Origin of the sequence: Moraxella bovis, assembly GCF_025985205.1 — a bacterium.
GTDB classification, from domain to species: domain Bacteria; phylum Pseudomonadota; class Gammaproteobacteria; order Pseudomonadales; family Moraxellaceae; genus Moraxella; species Moraxella bovis.
The window spans coordinates 594,069-609,073 of sequence record NZ_CP087840.1; the positions used below are offsets into that span (position 1 = coordinate 594,069).

The following is a 15,005-nucleotide window of genomic DNA, read 5'->3' on the forward strand; positions in this document are numbered from 1 at the left end:
ATGAGTCAAATTGGCAAACCAATCATTCGAGACAATCACGATAAAAGTCTAAAAATCATCATTTGGTGTGCTGGTATTTTGGGAATGATAGTATTTGGCACGATGATTTTTATTGCCTTAACTGAACAGGCAATTAGCATTGGCGGTGTTAGGGGTGCTAGAACCACTTATCATGAAGGCGTTGAAGCTATTAAACAAACTTATTTTTTATCTGCGTGTTTTATGCTAAGTTTGGGTTCTGGATTTTGGTATTTTAGATATAGAAGGTTAATTTGGTTAATATTGTTTTTATGTTGGATTATTTTTTGGTTTTTGTGCATATGCATTATGTGCGTTAAGTATGGTATAATCACCAAAATTTTAACCAAAGATAGTCACGCAATTATTAATCAGATAAGATAAGAAGAGTAAATATGATTGTAGAAATTAGTTTATTACTCATAATGGTGCAACAAGCCATCATACAAGGCGAACAAATTAACTTTGTTAATCAAGGAAAAATTGTTACCAGCACCATAGGTAATCAAATGGATAATAACCAAACCTTATACGAATGGGCAATTGCTTATGATGGGGCTGATGTATCGGATATTGAGTTTGATGAAGTCGACCCTATTTCCAGCCAAAATCGCTTTTTGGAGCTTGATTGATGTATTTGTTGGATAATAATATTATTTCAGAATTACGCAAAATCAAATCAGGCAAAGCCAATCTAGGTGTTGTAGATTGGATAAAAGACAAACCAAAAAGTCAAATTTTTACTTTTGATGTCGTGATAATGGAATTATATTGTGGCGTTTTATGAAAAGAGCGAAAAGACCCAATGCAAGGCAAGCATTTAAAAGAATGGTTTGATAATTTTGTAATGCCTTATTTTGGTGGTAGAATTTTATCCATTAATTTTGATATTAGTTTGATTTGTGCCGAATTTCATACACCAAATCCACGAGCAGAGAATGACGCTTGGATTGCCAGCATTGCTAAATATCATAATCTTATCTTGGTAACTCGCAATGAAAAAGATTTTGCAAATTTACCCATAAAAATCATCAATCCATTTATTTAAGGAAAAATCTATGAACATTCTAATCACAGGCGTAACATCAGGTTTTGGCAAACAAATTGCCATTGATTGTATTAAAAACGGCTTTGCCGTTATTGGCACAGGTCGCCGTCAAAATAAACTTGATGAATTAAAAAACGACCTTGGTGATAATTTTATTCCGCTGTGCTTTGATATTGGCGACATATCCGCCACAAAAATGGCTTTGCAAACTTTGCCTAATGACATTTTGGCAAATATTGATGTGCTTATCAATAATGCAGGGTTGGCACTTGGTTTGGAATCTGCCGATAAAGCGGATATTAACGATTGGCAAACGATGATAAATACCAATAATTTGGGGCTTGTTAATATCACGCACGAGATTTTACCATTTATGGTTGCCAAAAATGACGGCTATGTCATCAATATCTCATCAACGGCAGGCAATTATCCGTATTTTGGAGCGAATGTCTATGGGGCGACTAAGGCATTTGTTACGCAGTTTAGTCTCAATTTACGAGCCGATTTGATTGGCAAAAAAGTGCGAGTTACCAACATAGAACCTGGTTTGTGCGGTGGCACGGAGTTTAGTAACGTACGTTTTTATGGCGATGATGACCGTGCGGGCAAGGTTTATGAAAATGTGGAATTTATTCGCCCTGAAGACATTAGTAATATGGTATTATGGCTTATCAATCAGCCCAAACATATTAATATTAACCGACTAGAAGTCATGCCTGTCGCCCAAACTTTTGCGGGATTGACGGTCGTGAAGGATATATAGGAAAAATTATGCATTATACAATTAGCGGCATTTATCAAGGTGGTAAAATTTCATTAAATGAATTACCGCCATTTGATAAACCCAGTCAAGTTATGGTTGTATTTTTGGACGAGCCATTTTCAATCCATGAACAACCAAAAGCAAAAATCAGCAAACGCCAACAACAATTAGGCAGATTATCTGATTATAAAGCTGACCCTGCTTTTTATGAGCCTTTGGATAAGGATGAATTGGAAAAATGGTAAAGCGATATTTGTTAGATACCCATACTTTATTGTGGTATTATACCGAACCTGAGAAATTATCCAGAACAGCCATTGATATTTTAACCAATGATGATAATCAAATTTATGTCAGTTCGGCAAGTGTTTGGAAAATGGCAACCAAACACCGAAAAGGCAAATTAGGCAAAGCTCAAAAAATATTAGAAAATTTTGAAGAGCTAATGATTGATGCTGATTTTAAACCTTTGTCGGTAAATTGGCGACACGCCAAATTATCAGGCGAATACGCCTTAAAACATTCAGACCCATTTGATAGAATGTTGTCCGCTCAAGCTCAAATTGAAAATTTAACATCAATCAGTTGTGATAATGAAATAATGGCATTTCCAATTGATGTTATTTGGTGAAAAATTAAAGGAAAATCCCTATGACAGACTACACCCAATTCCCCAATACATCAGGGCATTTTGGTATCCACGGTGGACGCTTTGTGTCCGAAACTTTGATGAGTGCGTTGGAAGAATTAGAACGCATTTATTTATCGGTCAAAAATAACCCAGAATTTTGGGCAGGGTATAATGACGATTTGGTGAATTATGTCGGTCGTCCCACGCCTTTGTATTTTGCCAAACGCTTAACAGCAGAAACAGGCGGGGCAAAAATCTATCTTAAACGAGAAGATTTAAACCACACAGGTGCACACAAGGTCAATAACACCATCGGTCAGGCACTTTTGGCAAAATTGGTCGGTAAAAAGCGTATCATTGCCGAGACAGGGGCAGGTCAGCACGGTGTGGCAACAGCGACAATCGCCGCACGGTTGGGGCTAGAATGCGTGGTCTATATGGGGGCGGACGATGTAGAACGCCAAAAAATGAATGTCTATCGTATGAAACTTTTGGGGGCGACAGTCGTGCCTGTAACAAGTGGCTCTCGCACGCTTAAAGACGCAATGAACGAAGCGATGCGAGACTGGGTAACCAATGTGGACGATACTTATTATGTGATTGGTACGGTGGCAGGTCCGCACCCTTACCCGCTTTTGGTGCGAGATTTTCAGGCAATTATTGGACGAGAGGCTCGTTTACAACACCTTGAAAAAGAAAACAAATTACCTGACGCTTTGGTGGCGTGTGTAGGTGGTGGCTCAAATGCGATGGGGCTGTTTTATGAGTTTTTGAATGATGAAAGTGTGGCGATTTATGGCGTGGAAGCAGGCGGACACGGCATTGACACAGGCGAGCATTCTGCCCCCCTAAATGCAGGGCGTGTGGGCGTGTTGCACGGCAATCGCACCTACCTTATGGCGGACGATGATGGTCAAATTTTGCACACGCACAGCATATCGGCAGGGCTTGACTACCCCGGTGTGGGCCCTGAGCATAGCTTTCTAAAGGACGCTGGGCGTGTCAATTACCCTGTCATCAATGACGATGAAGCTCTAGAAGCCTTTCGTATTTTGACCAAAACCGAAGGCATTATCCCTGCCCTAGAAAGCTCGCACGCGGTCGCTTATGCGTTAAAACTTGCCAAAACCATGGATAAAGATAAGTCTATAATTATCAATCTGTCAGGGCGTGGCGATAAAGATTTGCATACCGTGATGAGTATTGACGGGATTGAGATTTAATGTCCGTGACTCCGTCAAGGGCAAAAAACGCCATTGGGCGAAGCTTGTCGCAAATTATTTTTGGCTATCCCACAACCAGCGACAAACGGCAAATTTGGCAATATTTTAATCATCGCTGTGCGTATTGCGATTGTCAAATCACTGAACGAAGCGGACATTTAGACCACTTAATCCCAATCAGCGATGGCGGTACAAATCACAAGCATAATTTTGTGTTGGCGTGCCGTCATTGCAATGGCGATGAAAAGCGTGAGCAGGATTGGGTATTATTTTTAACATTAAAATGCCAAAATTTGCCAAAATCAGTTTTTCAAAAACGTTATGAAAAAATCCAATCTTGGTACAATCAAAAAGATTGTCAAATCATGGATTTACGCATACAGCAAGAAATGAATAACATCATCAATCAAGCAAAACAAGATTTTGATAATGCTGTGGCAAAAATGCGTGAATTAAAGAAAGGTATTAAATAGGTTAAAATCAATATGCCATTTTAACTTTCGCAAATTAATCATGTAAATTTAATTGTAATAGGATAATAAAAATTATCGTTTATTAAATTTACCATTAGAAATTTCTAAATAGGAATAAATGATGACTCGAATTCAAGAAACCTTTGCTACCCTAAAACAGCAAAACAAAAAAGCCCTAATCCCTTATATTATGGCAGGCGACCCAAATCCGTCCGTTACGGTGGATTTAATGCACGAGCTGGTATCGGCAGGGGCGGACATCATTGAGATTGGCTTGCCATTTTCCGACCCAATGGCGGACGGACAGGTGATTAGCCTAGCTGGTGAGCGAGCTTTAAACGCTGGCACCAGTACCAAAAAAGCCGTGCAAATGGTGGGCGAATTTCGCAAGACCAATACCACAACACCTGTTTTGTTAATGGGCTATTTAAACCCTGTGGAAATTATCGGTTATGATGATTTTCTAACTTTGTGTGCACAAAATGGTGTGGATGGCTTATTGCTTGTCGATTTACCGCCCAATGAAACAGACGACACGCTGTCCAAAAGACTTGCCGACAAACGCATCAATCAGATTTTTTTACTTGCCCCAACCACACAAGCCGACCGCCGTCAAGCGGTATTAAAGCACGGCACAGGCTTTATTTATTATGTCTCGGTCAAGGGCGTAACGGGTTCAAAGGCATTGGATACCGATGAAGTGGCTCGCCAAGTCCAATCCATTAAAGCCGATACCGATTTGCCTGTTTGTGTGGGTTTTGGGATAAAAGACGGTGAAAGTGCCAAAGCGGTTGCCAAGTTTGCGGACGGTGTGATTGTCGGTAGTGAATTGGTGCGTCATTTTGCTGATGTGGGCGATGACAAGGACAAGCTGGAGCTTGCCATTGATAAGGTGCTTTCAAAAATGGACGAGTTACGCCAAGCCATTGATGGCCTTTAACAAAAACCATTTGCCAAATCATCAAAACAACTGTAAACTATGCCTATTTGGATATTGAATTAGGAATACCATGACTGACACCCAAGCCCAAACGCCAACCACATGGCTAAACCGCCCTGTACCGTCTATCAAGCAAGACCGTATCGTTCAGCCGTCTGCGGTGGAGACCGAGCCGTCCACAGAATGCCCAAATTGCCACACGCTGACGACCAACACCAGCTTGATTTTTAATCAATACGTCTGCCCCGACTGCGACCACCATTTGACAATGTCGGCTCGCAAGCGGTTGGCGTGGTTTTTTGACAGCATTACAGGCGAGCTTGGGCAAAACTACCAAGCAGGCGACCCCCTAAAATTTACGGATTCCAAGCCTTATCCCTTGCGTATGAGCGAAGCCCAAAAGACCACGGGCGAGAGCGAAGCCTTGATTGCCATGAATGGCAAAATCAAGAATTTGGAGCTGATTGCTTGTGCGTTTGATTTTAAATTTATGGGCGGTTCTATGGGTTCGGTGGTGGGCGATAGGTTTGTCATGGCGGGCGAAAAAGCCCTTGCCGAGCGTAAACCGCTTGTTTGCTTTGCGTCTAGCGGTGGGGCAAGAATGCAAGAAGGCTTGCTATCACTCATGCAAATGGCTCGCACGTCTGCGGTCATCGAACGCTTGCGTTTGGCGGGCGTGCCGTATATCGTGGTGCTGACCAACCCTGTCTATGGCGGGGTTACGGCAAGTCTTGCCATGCTGGGTGATGTGCATATTGCCGAGCCACGTGCGATGATTGGCTTTGCAGGTAAGCGAGTGATTGAGCAGACCGTGCGTGAAGTACTTGATGAACCGTTCCAACGTGCCGAATTTTTGCTGGATAAAGGCACGGTGGATATGGTGGTACACCGCCATGAGCTTGTGGATACGGTGTATAGACTGCTGACCAAGATGATGAAATTGCCGAATGTGAGCTAAATCATCACGCATAACACCCCATTTGGCTTGCTAAATGGGGTTTTTCTTTTAACGCCCTTAAATTTTATTGAAAAAACCCCAAAAATCATGCACAATACCCTAAATTTTTAACACCAAAAACACCCATGAACACCCTCCAAACCCTCTCCGATTGGCTTAATTATCTGGGTCAAATCCATGTCTCCGCCATTGACATGGGGCTTGACCGTGTGCTACCTGTCGCCCAAGCGTTGGGCGTATTAAAAGACGACTTGCCACACCGCCCCTATGTCCTTACAGTCGCAGGCACCAATGGCAAAGGCTCGACCACCGCTCTCATCAGCGAGATTTGCACCCAAGCTGGCTACAAAACCGCCTTGTATCAATCCCCTCATTTGATAAGTTTTAACGAACGCATTAAAATCAATGGGGTAGATGTTGATGATGAGTTATTGATAAAAGCCTTTAATGCCTGTGAAAAAGCTCGCACGGACTGCGATGTCTCTTTATCATTTTTTGAAATGACGACGTTATCGGCATTTTGGATTTTTAAAGAATTAAAATGCGATGTTTGGGTATTAGAGATTGGTTTGGGCGGACGGCTTGATGTGGTGAATATCATTGCCCCTGATATTGGCGTGATTAGCAATATCGGCATTGACCATATTAATTGGCTGGGCGATGATAGAGAAAAAATCGGTTTTGAAAAAGCAGGGATTATCCGTGATGATATGCCTGTGATATATGGCGAGCGTGATATGCCTAATAGCGTATCCCAAATGATTCATGACAAAAACGCCAAATACTATCAATATGGTAAGGACTTTATTTATCAAGCACATGATAAAAATTGGATATATGCCAATGGAGCGATGGCATTAGATTTGCCCAAACCAAATATCGCCCTGATTAATGCCAGTAATGCCATCAGTGCGATATTGGCAAGTGAATTAACCGTCAGCATAGACGATATTAAAAACGGCTTAAACAATATCAAATTATCAGGGCGATTTGATAAAAGAATGATAAATGGCAAACAATGGATTTTTGATGTTGGGCATAATACGCATGGCATTAGTTTTTTGATGACATCATTTATCCCTTTTTGGCAAAATGTTAAAAACAGTAATCCAAATACCAAATTGCATTTTTTATTTAGCATGCTTGCTGATAAAGACATTGATGAAGTATTAACCTTGATTGGCAGTTTTGAGTTGCCCATCACCGCTTGGCATATTGGTAAGATTGACAATGTGCGAGCGGTGGCAGTGGATGAGCTACACACCAAAATCGCCACGCATTTGCCAAACAGTACCGTTTATGCCCATGACAACATTGCTAAAGCGGTAGAGAGTGTGGAGACGCAGGCGAATCATGATGACGTGATTTTGTGTTTTGGCTCGTTTCATACGATAGGCGAGAGTTTGATTGCGCTGGGGCTAGCGGATGACCCACGTTCTGTCTAAGAAAATTGTAAAATCAGGATAAATCCGATTGGCTTTATTGTCTTTTATGGTAAAATAAAAACATTACTAACAGACGTGATAAGACGATGATTTCAAAACAGTTATTATTAGGATTAAGTTTGGTTTTGGGTGGTGGTGTGATTTTATATGCCGTCAATCAAGGACAAAGCGACACCGCCCAAAACGTACAAACTGCTAAGACCATCCCCCAAACAGACAACGTGGCGACCACTGCCGATGACGGCGTGGTTCGCCCAACCGTTGAGCCTTTGACCGTGGACATGGCGACCGAGAGCAAACTTTTGAGCGCCAAACAAGAAGCCCGAGAAGCTCGCACGCTTGCCCAAGAAAAAGAAGCCATGGCACTCATCGAAGCCCAAGAAAAAGCCCAGCAGCTGGCTCTTGATAAGGCGACCGCTGAGCAAAAAGCCACAGCCACGCCTGCCGACACGTTGACGGTGGAAACACGCCCCGAAGCCATTGCTGTCGCCAAGGCACAGGCAAAGCGTGAACTCTTGGAAAAACTTGCCAAAGAAAAAGAGCTAAAAGCCAAAAAAGAGCAAGAACAGCGTGAAAAAGACGACAAAGAAAAAGCCAAAAAAGAACAGGACGAGAAAGCCAAAGCCGATAAGCTAAAAGCCCAAAAATCACAGGATAAGAAAGACAAAGCTGAGAAAGAGAAAAAAGAACAAGCCAAAAAAGCCCGTGATGAAGCCCCACAAAATGCCAATAATGGTCAGCACAAAGTGGTGCGTGGCGACGGTTTGATTAAGTTGTCTCGTCAGTATGGCGTGCCTGTCTCCGCCCTTGCCGAAGCCAACAACATGGGGCGACACGACCCCCTACCGCTTGGCAAAACCATCAAAATCCCATCAAAAGCACAAGTGGCACGCTTAGAGCGAGAAGCCAAAGAGCGAGAAGCCCAAAAAGCTGCCGCCGCCAGTGCTGATAAACGCCTAAAAGAAGCCCGCCAAAAGGGCAGTGACGGCGATAGTAATGCCCGCTATGGCGTGCAGGTGTCGCTGGCTGACAACCAAGCCAAAGCTGATGAGCTTGCCAAAAGATACCGAAACGCTGGCTATAAGGTCAGTACCAGTCAGACCAGTCGTGGCGTACGAGTACTGGTCGGTTCAGAGAAAAACCAAGACGCCGCCACCGCTTTGCGTGACAAAATCAAAAACGACAGTCGTGTGGACGGCAGTGGTGCATGGGTAAAACGTGTGCAGTAGCTCTAAGAGGGTTTGGATAAATTGATTATTGTGATTGATTAACCGTGATAAAATATAGTCTCATGACCGATGAAGTTGTGCGATTTTTTGGTGGGATGAATGGGCTATAAAATTTTACAAAAATAAGTAATGAGCGATAAGGATTGATGGTTTTATCACAAAACAAGTTTGGTGGGATTGATTGGTATTTTTATCAATAAATCTGTGTAGGGCGTGTTAAATTTTGGTATTTGCAATAAAAAAAGAGAAAAATCGCACATTTGTCAAGAAAAAATCGTAGGCTGTGAGTTTTTATCAGACAAGTTTTTGACGCAGAAAAACAATCCGACCACTTAATTTAAAGAAATTAAGTTAAAATCTTGAAAATTCACACGATTAAGTGGTCGAATGGCCATTTTTCGTGAAAAAATTGATTAAATCATCAAATTTCAATAATTTTAATCAAATTTCAATAAAATGTTATCAATGGTAGGCACGCCCTAATGATTTATGTCTGGAAATTGACGATTTCTTTATGAGGGTAATTTGCCTTGCTGAAAATTAAATATAAGTGCAATTGCCCTGATAAATTAATAATTTTTTGATGATAATTGTGCTGGTTGTGTTATAATGTTAGGTATATGCCCAAATTTTGAAATAAATCTGTAACACTTGTAACAACCTGTTGCGATGGCTGATGGGGTCATTCCATGATGGTTTTGAGTGTGATGATATGATTTGGGCGGACTTTAATAAGATGCCTTGTTGCTTGGTTCGGGTATTTTTATGATGTAATAAAAATATTAAAGGAATGTATAGCGCCACAATAAGGTTATCAGTCACTTCTCGTTAGGAGTATTTATGTCTCAAAATGCCACACCAGCCACAGGGCGTTATCAGGGTTTGATTCTCTCGATGTCGCTTTTTATGGCATTGATTTTTGTCTTGCTTGCATTTACGTTTTATGCATCAAACGTGTTAGAACGCAACTCTACCTTGGCGAACGCCACACATTGGGTTGCTAACGACACGCAGTCACTCATTAAAGATATTTTTGACATGCAATTAAGCTATGGTGAGGACATCACGTCCCCCCACATGAAAACGGTATTGACTCGTCTAGATGCCACCAGTAAATCTATTGATGCAACTTTGACTGCCATTGAAAATGCTGGTATCTACCATGACTTGCATGGTGATGCTCATCAGCTGCCAAAGGTGACAGATGAAAGTGCAATCGCCCAGTTAAAGGCGGCACAAGAACAATGGAATGCTCTAAAACCTAGGGTAGATGTGTATCTGGCGGTGGCAAGCGACATTACTGCAGATTCTAGTACGCCACTGCGTTTGGTAGGTGAGCAAGCCAAAATTTCATCTTTGGCGATGAATGACGCTTTGCATGATCTAACTTCTGACGTAACGAACATTGCCGAAACTCAGGCTCGCAATATTCGTATTATTCAGCTTGTTGGGGTGGGTGCGATTTTGGCGTATTTTGCCGTGTTTATTCTCATCGTGCTAAGACGTCTGCGTGAGTCGGATGCTAAGACCGAAGCGGCACGTCAAGAAACCGCTGAGATCATGCAGACGGTAAACACCGGTTTGTTCCTGCTTGACAGAGACCTAAACATCGGTCAGCAACACTCAAAAGCCCTGAGTGACATCATCGGTACTAATCGCTTAGGTGGCGAGAACTTGACCACTGTGCTTCGTAATCGTATCTCAGATAAAGACCTTGACACCACACAAAAATTCATCGACCAGCTATACAACCCACGTGTTAAAGAAAAACTGGTGGACAGCTTAAACCCTTTAAATAAGGTAATGATTCAGCGTGAGAGTGAAGATGGTACCAGTGAGAATCGCTATCTTGACTTTAAATTCTCTCGGGTATATGAAGGCAAAGACATTGCTCGTATCTTGGTGAACGTTAATGACATCTCAGATGCGGTACGTCTAGAGCAACGTCTAGAACAAGAACGTGTCCAAAATGACATGCAGATTGAGATGCTTACCACCATCTTGAACGTAAGCCCTGGTGTGATTAGTGAGTTCATTGACAATACGCACAAGCATATTGAGAAAATGAACAACACCTTGAAAAACCCTGGTAGCTCACAATTTGAACTGCAAAACAAAACTAAGTCACTGTATCGTGAAATGCACAGCTTAAAAGGTGAAGCGTCAGCCCTTAAGCTACACAGTTTTACCAAGATTGCTTCTGAGGCAGAAAATAAACTGCATGCATTACAAAACCAAGCAACACTCTCAGGTAATGATTTCTTGCCATTAACGGTGCATCTAGATGAGTTGTTAAGTCTGTCTAATACCATTGCTGGTTTGGGCGAACGTATCAATGCAGCAGCACGTAATATGATGAGTCATGGTTGTCAAGAGGTTAGTGCCAGAGTCCAAGAAGACTACCTAAGAAGTGAAATGACTCAGGTGGCAAAAGAAGAAGCTGTGGATGCCAAAGAAGAGCTGGGTGAGTATTTAGAGCAGTTTGCCCAAGACATTGCCGAACGTCAAGGTAAACTTGTACAACTAGACACTCAAGGGTTGGAGGGTCAAAAGATTCCTGCACGCCTAAAAACCGTCACCAAAGAACTGTGTGTTCAGCTACTTCGTAATGCCATTGTTCATGGTATTGGCTCGCCCACCGCTCGTGTCCAAAATGGCAAAAACGAGATGGGTACTGTAAAAGTAATGGTGCAGTCTTACGCAGGAGATAATAAGAGCGACTTTATTTTTAGTATGGAAGATGACGGCAGGGGCATTGACTATGAAGCGATTCGTCAGCGTATTATTGCCAAAGGCACTTATACTGAAGATGAGGTGTATGCCTTTGAAAAGAGTCGCTTATTGAACACCTTGTTCTCATCAGGATTTAGCACCAAAGACCAAACCGATGAAGATGCAGGTCGTGGCGTGGGACTAGACATTGTCAAAGATCGTGTGAAGGAATTTGGTGGTAAAATTAATGTTCAAAGTGAAGATGGTCAATTCTGTCGCTTTGTAATTAAACTGCCTATGTGATTAATTTTAATAGGGTATGCTTATCTTTGATATTTGCAATGAAAAAATCAATCAAAACTTTAAGTTTCTACCGAATTTGATAAAACATCATCAATGGTAGGTACGTCCTAAATGAAAGTGTTGAATTTTAATCATATTTCATAAAAATGTATCAAGGGTAGGCACACCCTACAAAAACCTGCAAGTGCTGTATTATTTAGAAGGCTTGCGGGTATTATAATGGAGTTTATATGTATAAATTAATGGTTGTTGATGATTCAAACATCATCAGAAATCGCATTCAACGTGCTTACAATAACGAAAAATTCATGTTGGTTGCCACAGCATCCAATGGGGCGGACGCAGTTGAAAAATTTCAACTGCACAAACCTGATGTTGTGACCATGGATTTGACCATGCCTCAGATGGATGGTTTGGAGTGCATTGAAAAGCTGGTTGCTTTAGATGAAGAGGTGCGTATTTTGGTGGTTTCAGCACTTTCTGACAAAGCCACAGGCATTCAAGCATTATCACTAGGTGCTAGCGGTTTTCTATGCAAGCCATTTTCTGACGAAGAACTCATTGCAGCACTCGATGAGTTAATGCATGACTGATTGTTGTTTGATGAGTGTTAAGTGTACGCTTGTTGAGAATTTGTAACCAATGGAAGTCCTTGGGTGGCTTCCTGCCTGCTTTACTTGAAAAATTATTTTGACATAGGGCATGGCACAGAAATTAAGAGAAGTATTATGAAAGCAGAAAAATTAAATGTTTTTATCAGCTCAGTGATGGCGTTTTTTGACCAAGTTGGTGAAAAATTAACCGAGGTGGACACCCCTTATTTAAACAGTAATGCCACGCCATTGGCTTATGATTATAGTGGTATTATTACCATTACAGGTCCTTTGACGGGCTGTGTATATGTGAGTGCAGAGACCCCACTACTGCGTGACCTGCTCATCACTTTAGGTGAGCCTGAGAATTCTTTGGCGCTATTAAAAGACCTTATTGGTGAAGTGGCAAATACGGTATCGGGTAACGCACGCACAGAGTTTGGTTCAGATTTTATCATCTCGCCACCTAAGATTGTTGATGGGGCGCCAAGTGTAAATTTCTTGCCCAAAGACAAGCGTACCTATGTCATTCCTTTTCATTGGCGTGAGCATGATGGCGTGATTGGCATTTGTGTGGGCTATAGCAGTTAATTCTAACCTTTGTCATACATCCCCCCCCCACAAAGCAAATAACTTTAAAAGTTTATTGGTGAGTGGACGGATTTTGTTGTCAAGAAGATCAATCTATGCTATAATAAATGGCTTTTTAAGCATTTACTTTTAACTTTAATGACACACACGAATTAAAGTCCTAAATGTACGCTTTTATTTTCATAGGACTTGCTTTTGGCTTATCGGGGTGTTTGTCTTGCTATGCTTTTGTGGCTTTATTAAGATAAATTCGTTAAGACTCGTTCGTGGAGGCATAACCCAAACTTTAAGGACACATCATGTCAAATCCTACTCAAATCGCTATGCGTGACTTGTTAGAAGCTGGTGCTCACTTCGGTCACCAAACCCGCTATTGGAATCCAAAGATGAATCAATACATCTTTGGTGCTCGTAACGGCATTCATATCATCAACCTTGAACACACTGTTAAGCAGTTCAATGAAGCTCTAACCTTTGCTAACGGTCAAGCAGCCAACCGTAACAAAATCCTATTTGTCGGCACCAAACGTGCTGCAGGTCAAGCCATCCGTGAGCAAGCACAACGTGCAGGCATGCCATATATCGACCATCGCTGGTTGGGTGGTACATTGACCAACTGGAAAACCATTCGCCAATCCATCACTCGCCTAAAAGAGTTAGAAAAGCAAGCTGAAGACGGCACCTTTGCCAAGCTAACCAAGCGTGAAGCCTTAGAGCGTACCCGTGACATGGAAAAGCTAGAGCGTGCTTTGGGTGGTATCAAAGATATGAATGGTCTGCCTGATGCGATTTTTGTGATTGACGTTAACCATGAAGCCATCGCCATTAAAGAAGCCAAAAACCTAGGCATTCCTGTGATTGGCGTGGTCGATACCAACTCAAATCCTGACAACGTAGATTATGTCATCGCAGCCAATGACGATGCCATTCGTGCTGTAACTCTATATGCCACTGCCATGGCTGATGCCATCATCGCAGGTAAAGAGTATGCCAAAACTCAAGGCAAAGGTGGCGAGCAAGAGCAAGAAGCAAACGCTGAGAAAGCTGAATAATTATCAAATTACTGTTTGATAAAGCAAAAGGCGTGAATGTCTGCATAAACGTTCATGCCTTTTTTGATAAATTTGTCGTCAAGCATTCATGATGGTATGATATGCTAATATTTAAAATAAGTTTAAAAGGTAAAATCCATGTCTCAAGTATCTGCAAAAACCGTAAAAGAACTCCGTGACCGTACTGGTCTTGGCATGATGGAATGCAAAAAAGCCCTAGAAGAAGCAAATGGCGACATCGAGCTTGCCATTGACAACCTGCGTAAATCAGGTCAAGCCAAAGCCGCCAAAAAAGCAGGTAACATCGCCGCTGACGGTGCCATCATCATCGCCCAAACGGCTGGCAAAGCACTCCTACTAGAAGTAAACTGCCAAACTGACTTCGTTGCCAAAGACGAAAACTTCACCGCATTTGCTAACAAAGTGGCTGAGCTTGCCCTAGCAAACAACACCACAGACGTGACTGCTATCTCTGCACTGTCTTATGAAGATGGCGTGAGCGTAGAAGAAGCCCGTGTTGCCCTAGTACAAAAAATCGGTGAGAACGTACAAGTTCGCCGTGCCGAAGTCATCGAAGGTGCTAACCTAGCCGCTTACCGTCACGGTCTGCGTATCGGTGTTGTGGTGTCTTATGAAGGTGGTTCAGAAGAGCTTGGTAAAGCCGTTGCCATGCAAGTTGCTGCCTTCAACCCACTGGCGGTAAACGAAGAGAGTGTGCCTGCTGACATCCTAGCTCGTGAAAAAGACATCATCGAAGCTAAAGCCAAAGAATCAGGTAAGCCAGAAGCGGTTGTCGAGAAGATGATTACTGGTGGTGTTCGAAAGTACCTAAACGAAGTGACTTTGGTAAATCAGCCTTATGTCATTGACAACGACAAAAAAGTTGGCGACGTGCTAAAAGCCGAAAATGCCACTGTTATTAGCTTTAAACGCCTAGAAGTTGGCGAAGGCATTGAGAAAAAGCAAGAAGACTTTGCTGCCGAAGTTGCTGCTGCCCAAGCTGCCGCCCAAGGTTAATATGCTACT

Annotated in this window: 17 protein-coding genes; all 17 read left to right on the plus strand. The window is 42.2% G+C overall.

From position 1 onward, the window contains the following. The 17 genes from LP107_RS03045 to tsf all read left to right on the plus strand — a co-directional run bounded on the left by LP107_RS03045 (position 1) and on the right by tsf (position 14,996). Complete coding sequence (locus tag LP107_RS03045) at positions 1 to 402, plus strand: hypothetical protein (protein ID WP_078273898.1); 402 nt, start codon at positions 1 to 3, stop codon at positions 400 to 402. 11 nt (positions 403 to 413) lie between these two features. Then, a complete protein-coding gene (locus LP107_RS03050; protein ID WP_112742571.1) occupies positions 414 to 650 on the plus strand; it encodes a hypothetical protein in 237 nt (78 codons plus the stop codon). A gap of 173 nt (positions 651 to 823) precedes the next feature. Next, positions 824 to 1,066, plus strand: coding sequence for a PIN domain-containing protein (locus LP107_RS03055; RefSeq protein WP_208624044.1), 243 nt, complete (start codon positions 824 to 826; stop codon positions 1,064 to 1,066). Between the two features lie 10 nt (positions 1,067 to 1,076). After that, positions 1,077 to 1,829 (plus strand): SDR family NAD(P)-dependent oxidoreductase, encoded by a 753-nt coding sequence (locus LP107_RS03060; protein ID WP_264675954.1) that lies wholly within the window; start codon positions 1,077 to 1,079, stop codon positions 1,827 to 1,829. A gap of 8 nt (positions 1,830 to 1,837) precedes the next feature. Further along, a complete protein-coding gene (locus LP107_RS03065) occupies positions 1,838 to 2,074 on the plus strand; it encodes a hypothetical protein (RefSeq protein ID WP_078273901.1) in 237 nt (78 codons plus the stop codon). Positions 2,075 to 2,082: 8 nt separating this feature from the next. After that, complete coding sequence (locus LP107_RS03070) at positions 2,083 to 2,460, plus strand: type II toxin-antitoxin system VapC family toxin (protein WP_264675953.1); 378 nt, start codon at positions 2,083 to 2,085, stop codon at positions 2,458 to 2,460. Between the two features lie 20 nt (positions 2,461 to 2,480). Further along, on the plus strand, positions 2,481 to 3,683 hold the full coding sequence (trpB, locus tag LP107_RS03075) for a tryptophan synthase subunit beta (RefSeq protein WP_112742569.1): 1,203 nt from the start codon (positions 2,481 to 2,483) through the stop codon (positions 3,681 to 3,683). Further along, complete coding sequence (locus LP107_RS03080; RefSeq protein ID WP_078273904.1) at positions 3,683 to 4,156, plus strand: HNH endonuclease; 474 nt, start codon at positions 3,683 to 3,685, stop codon at positions 4,154 to 4,156. Before trpB ends, LP107_RS03080 begins: the two co-directional genes overlap by 1 nt. Positions 4,157 to 4,277: 121 nt before the next feature. Beyond that, positions 4,278 to 5,096, plus strand: a complete 819-nt coding sequence (trpA, locus tag LP107_RS03085; RefSeq protein ID WP_078273905.1) for a tryptophan synthase subunit alpha — start codon at positions 4,278 to 4,280, stop codon at positions 5,094 to 5,096. Positions 5,097 to 5,166: 70 nt separating this feature from the next. Next, on the plus strand, positions 5,167 to 6,054 hold the full coding sequence (gene accD, locus LP107_RS03090; RefSeq protein ID WP_078273906.1) for an acetyl-CoA carboxylase, carboxyltransferase subunit beta: 888 nt from the start codon (positions 5,167 to 5,169) through the stop codon (positions 6,052 to 6,054). Positions 6,055 to 6,179: 125 nt separating this feature from the next. Continuing rightward, a complete protein-coding gene (locus LP107_RS03095; RefSeq protein ID WP_078273907.1) occupies positions 6,180 to 7,499 on the plus strand; it encodes a bifunctional folylpolyglutamate synthase/dihydrofolate synthase in 1,320 nt (439 codons plus the stop codon). Between the two features lie 137 nt (positions 7,500 to 7,636). Then, positions 7,637 to 8,728 carry an SPOR and LysM peptidoglycan-binding domain-containing protein gene (locus LP107_RS03100; RefSeq protein WP_158079639.1) on the plus strand — a complete coding sequence of 364 codons (1,092 nt, stop codon included), beginning with the start codon at positions 7,637 to 7,639 and terminating at the stop codon, positions 8,726 to 8,728. A gap of 840 nt (positions 8,729 to 9,568) precedes the next feature. Then, entirely contained in the window at positions 9,569 to 11,743 is a 2,175-nt protein-coding gene (locus LP107_RS03105; RefSeq protein WP_112742568.1) for an ATP-binding protein, read from the plus strand. A gap of 230 nt (positions 11,744 to 11,973) precedes the next feature. After that, positions 11,974 to 12,336: a response regulator gene (locus tag LP107_RS03110; RefSeq protein WP_029103044.1), complete on the plus strand. Its 363-nt coding sequence runs from the start codon at positions 11,974 to 11,976 to the stop codon at positions 12,334 to 12,336. A 135-nt stretch (positions 12,337 to 12,471) separates the two neighbouring features. Then, positions 12,472 to 12,927 carry a chemotaxis protein CheX gene (locus LP107_RS03115; RefSeq protein WP_029103043.1) on the plus strand — a complete coding sequence of 152 codons (456 nt, stop codon included), beginning with the start codon at positions 12,472 to 12,474 and terminating at the stop codon, positions 12,925 to 12,927. Between the two features lie 299 nt (positions 12,928 to 13,226). Further along, entirely contained in the window at positions 13,227 to 13,979 is a 753-nt protein-coding gene (rpsB, locus tag LP107_RS03120; protein ID WP_112742567.1) for a 30S ribosomal protein S2, read from the plus strand. A gap of 138 nt (positions 13,980 to 14,117) precedes the next feature. After that, positions 14,118 to 14,996: a translation elongation factor Ts gene (gene tsf / locus LP107_RS03125; protein WP_112742566.1), complete on the plus strand. Its 879-nt coding sequence runs from the start codon at positions 14,118 to 14,120 to the stop codon at positions 14,994 to 14,996. The last annotated feature ends 9 nt before the right edge of the window (positions 14,997 to 15,005 follow it).

What these genes read in the sequence shown, in the direction of transcription:
- LP107_RS03045 (WP_078273898.1), top strand. Translation starts at nt 1, where the DNA reads ATGAGTCAAATTGGCAAACCAATCATTCGAGACAATCACGATAAAAGT.
- LP107_RS03050 (WP_112742571.1), top strand. Translation starts at nt 414, where the DNA reads ATGATTGTAGAAATTAGTTTATTACTCATAATGGTGCAACAAGCCATC.
- LP107_RS03055 (WP_208624044.1), top strand. Translation starts at nt 824, where the DNA reads ATGCAAGGCAAGCATTTAAAAGAATGGTTTGATAATTTTGTAATGCCT.
- LP107_RS03060 (WP_264675954.1), top strand. Translation starts at nt 1,077, where the DNA reads ATGAACATTCTAATCACAGGCGTAACATCAGGTTTTGGCAAACAAATT.
- LP107_RS03065 (WP_078273901.1), top strand. Translation starts at nt 1,838, where the DNA reads ATGCATTATACAATTAGCGGCATTTATCAAGGTGGTAAAATTTCATTA.
- trpB (WP_112742569.1), top strand. Translation starts at nt 2,481, where the DNA reads ATGACAGACTACACCCAATTCCCCAATACATCAGGGCATTTTGGTATC.
- LP107_RS03080 (WP_078273904.1), top strand. Translation starts at nt 3,683, where the DNA reads ATGTCCGTGACTCCGTCAAGGGCAAAAAACGCCATTGGGCGAAGCTTG.
- trpA (WP_078273905.1), top strand. Translation starts at nt 4,278, where the DNA reads ATGACTCGAATTCAAGAAACCTTTGCTACCCTAAAACAGCAAAACAAA.
- accD (WP_078273906.1), top strand. Translation starts at nt 5,167, where the DNA reads ATGACTGACACCCAAGCCCAAACGCCAACCACATGGCTAAACCGCCCT.
- LP107_RS03095 (WP_078273907.1), top strand. Translation starts at nt 6,180, where the DNA reads ATGAACACCCTCCAAACCCTCTCCGATTGGCTTAATTATCTGGGTCAA.
- LP107_RS03105 (WP_112742568.1), top strand. Translation starts at nt 9,569, where the DNA reads ATGTCTCAAAATGCCACACCAGCCACAGGGCGTTATCAGGGTTTGATT.
- LP107_RS03110 (WP_029103044.1), top strand. Translation starts at nt 11,974, where the DNA reads ATGTATAAATTAATGGTTGTTGATGATTCAAACATCATCAGAAATCGC.
- LP107_RS03115 (WP_029103043.1), top strand. Translation starts at nt 12,472, where the DNA reads ATGAAAGCAGAAAAATTAAATGTTTTTATCAGCTCAGTGATGGCGTTT.
- rpsB (WP_112742567.1), top strand. Translation starts at nt 13,227, where the DNA reads ATGTCAAATCCTACTCAAATCGCTATGCGTGACTTGTTAGAAGCTGGT.
- tsf (WP_112742566.1), top strand. Translation starts at nt 14,118, where the DNA reads ATGTCTCAAGTATCTGCAAAAACCGTAAAAGAACTCCGTGACCGTACT.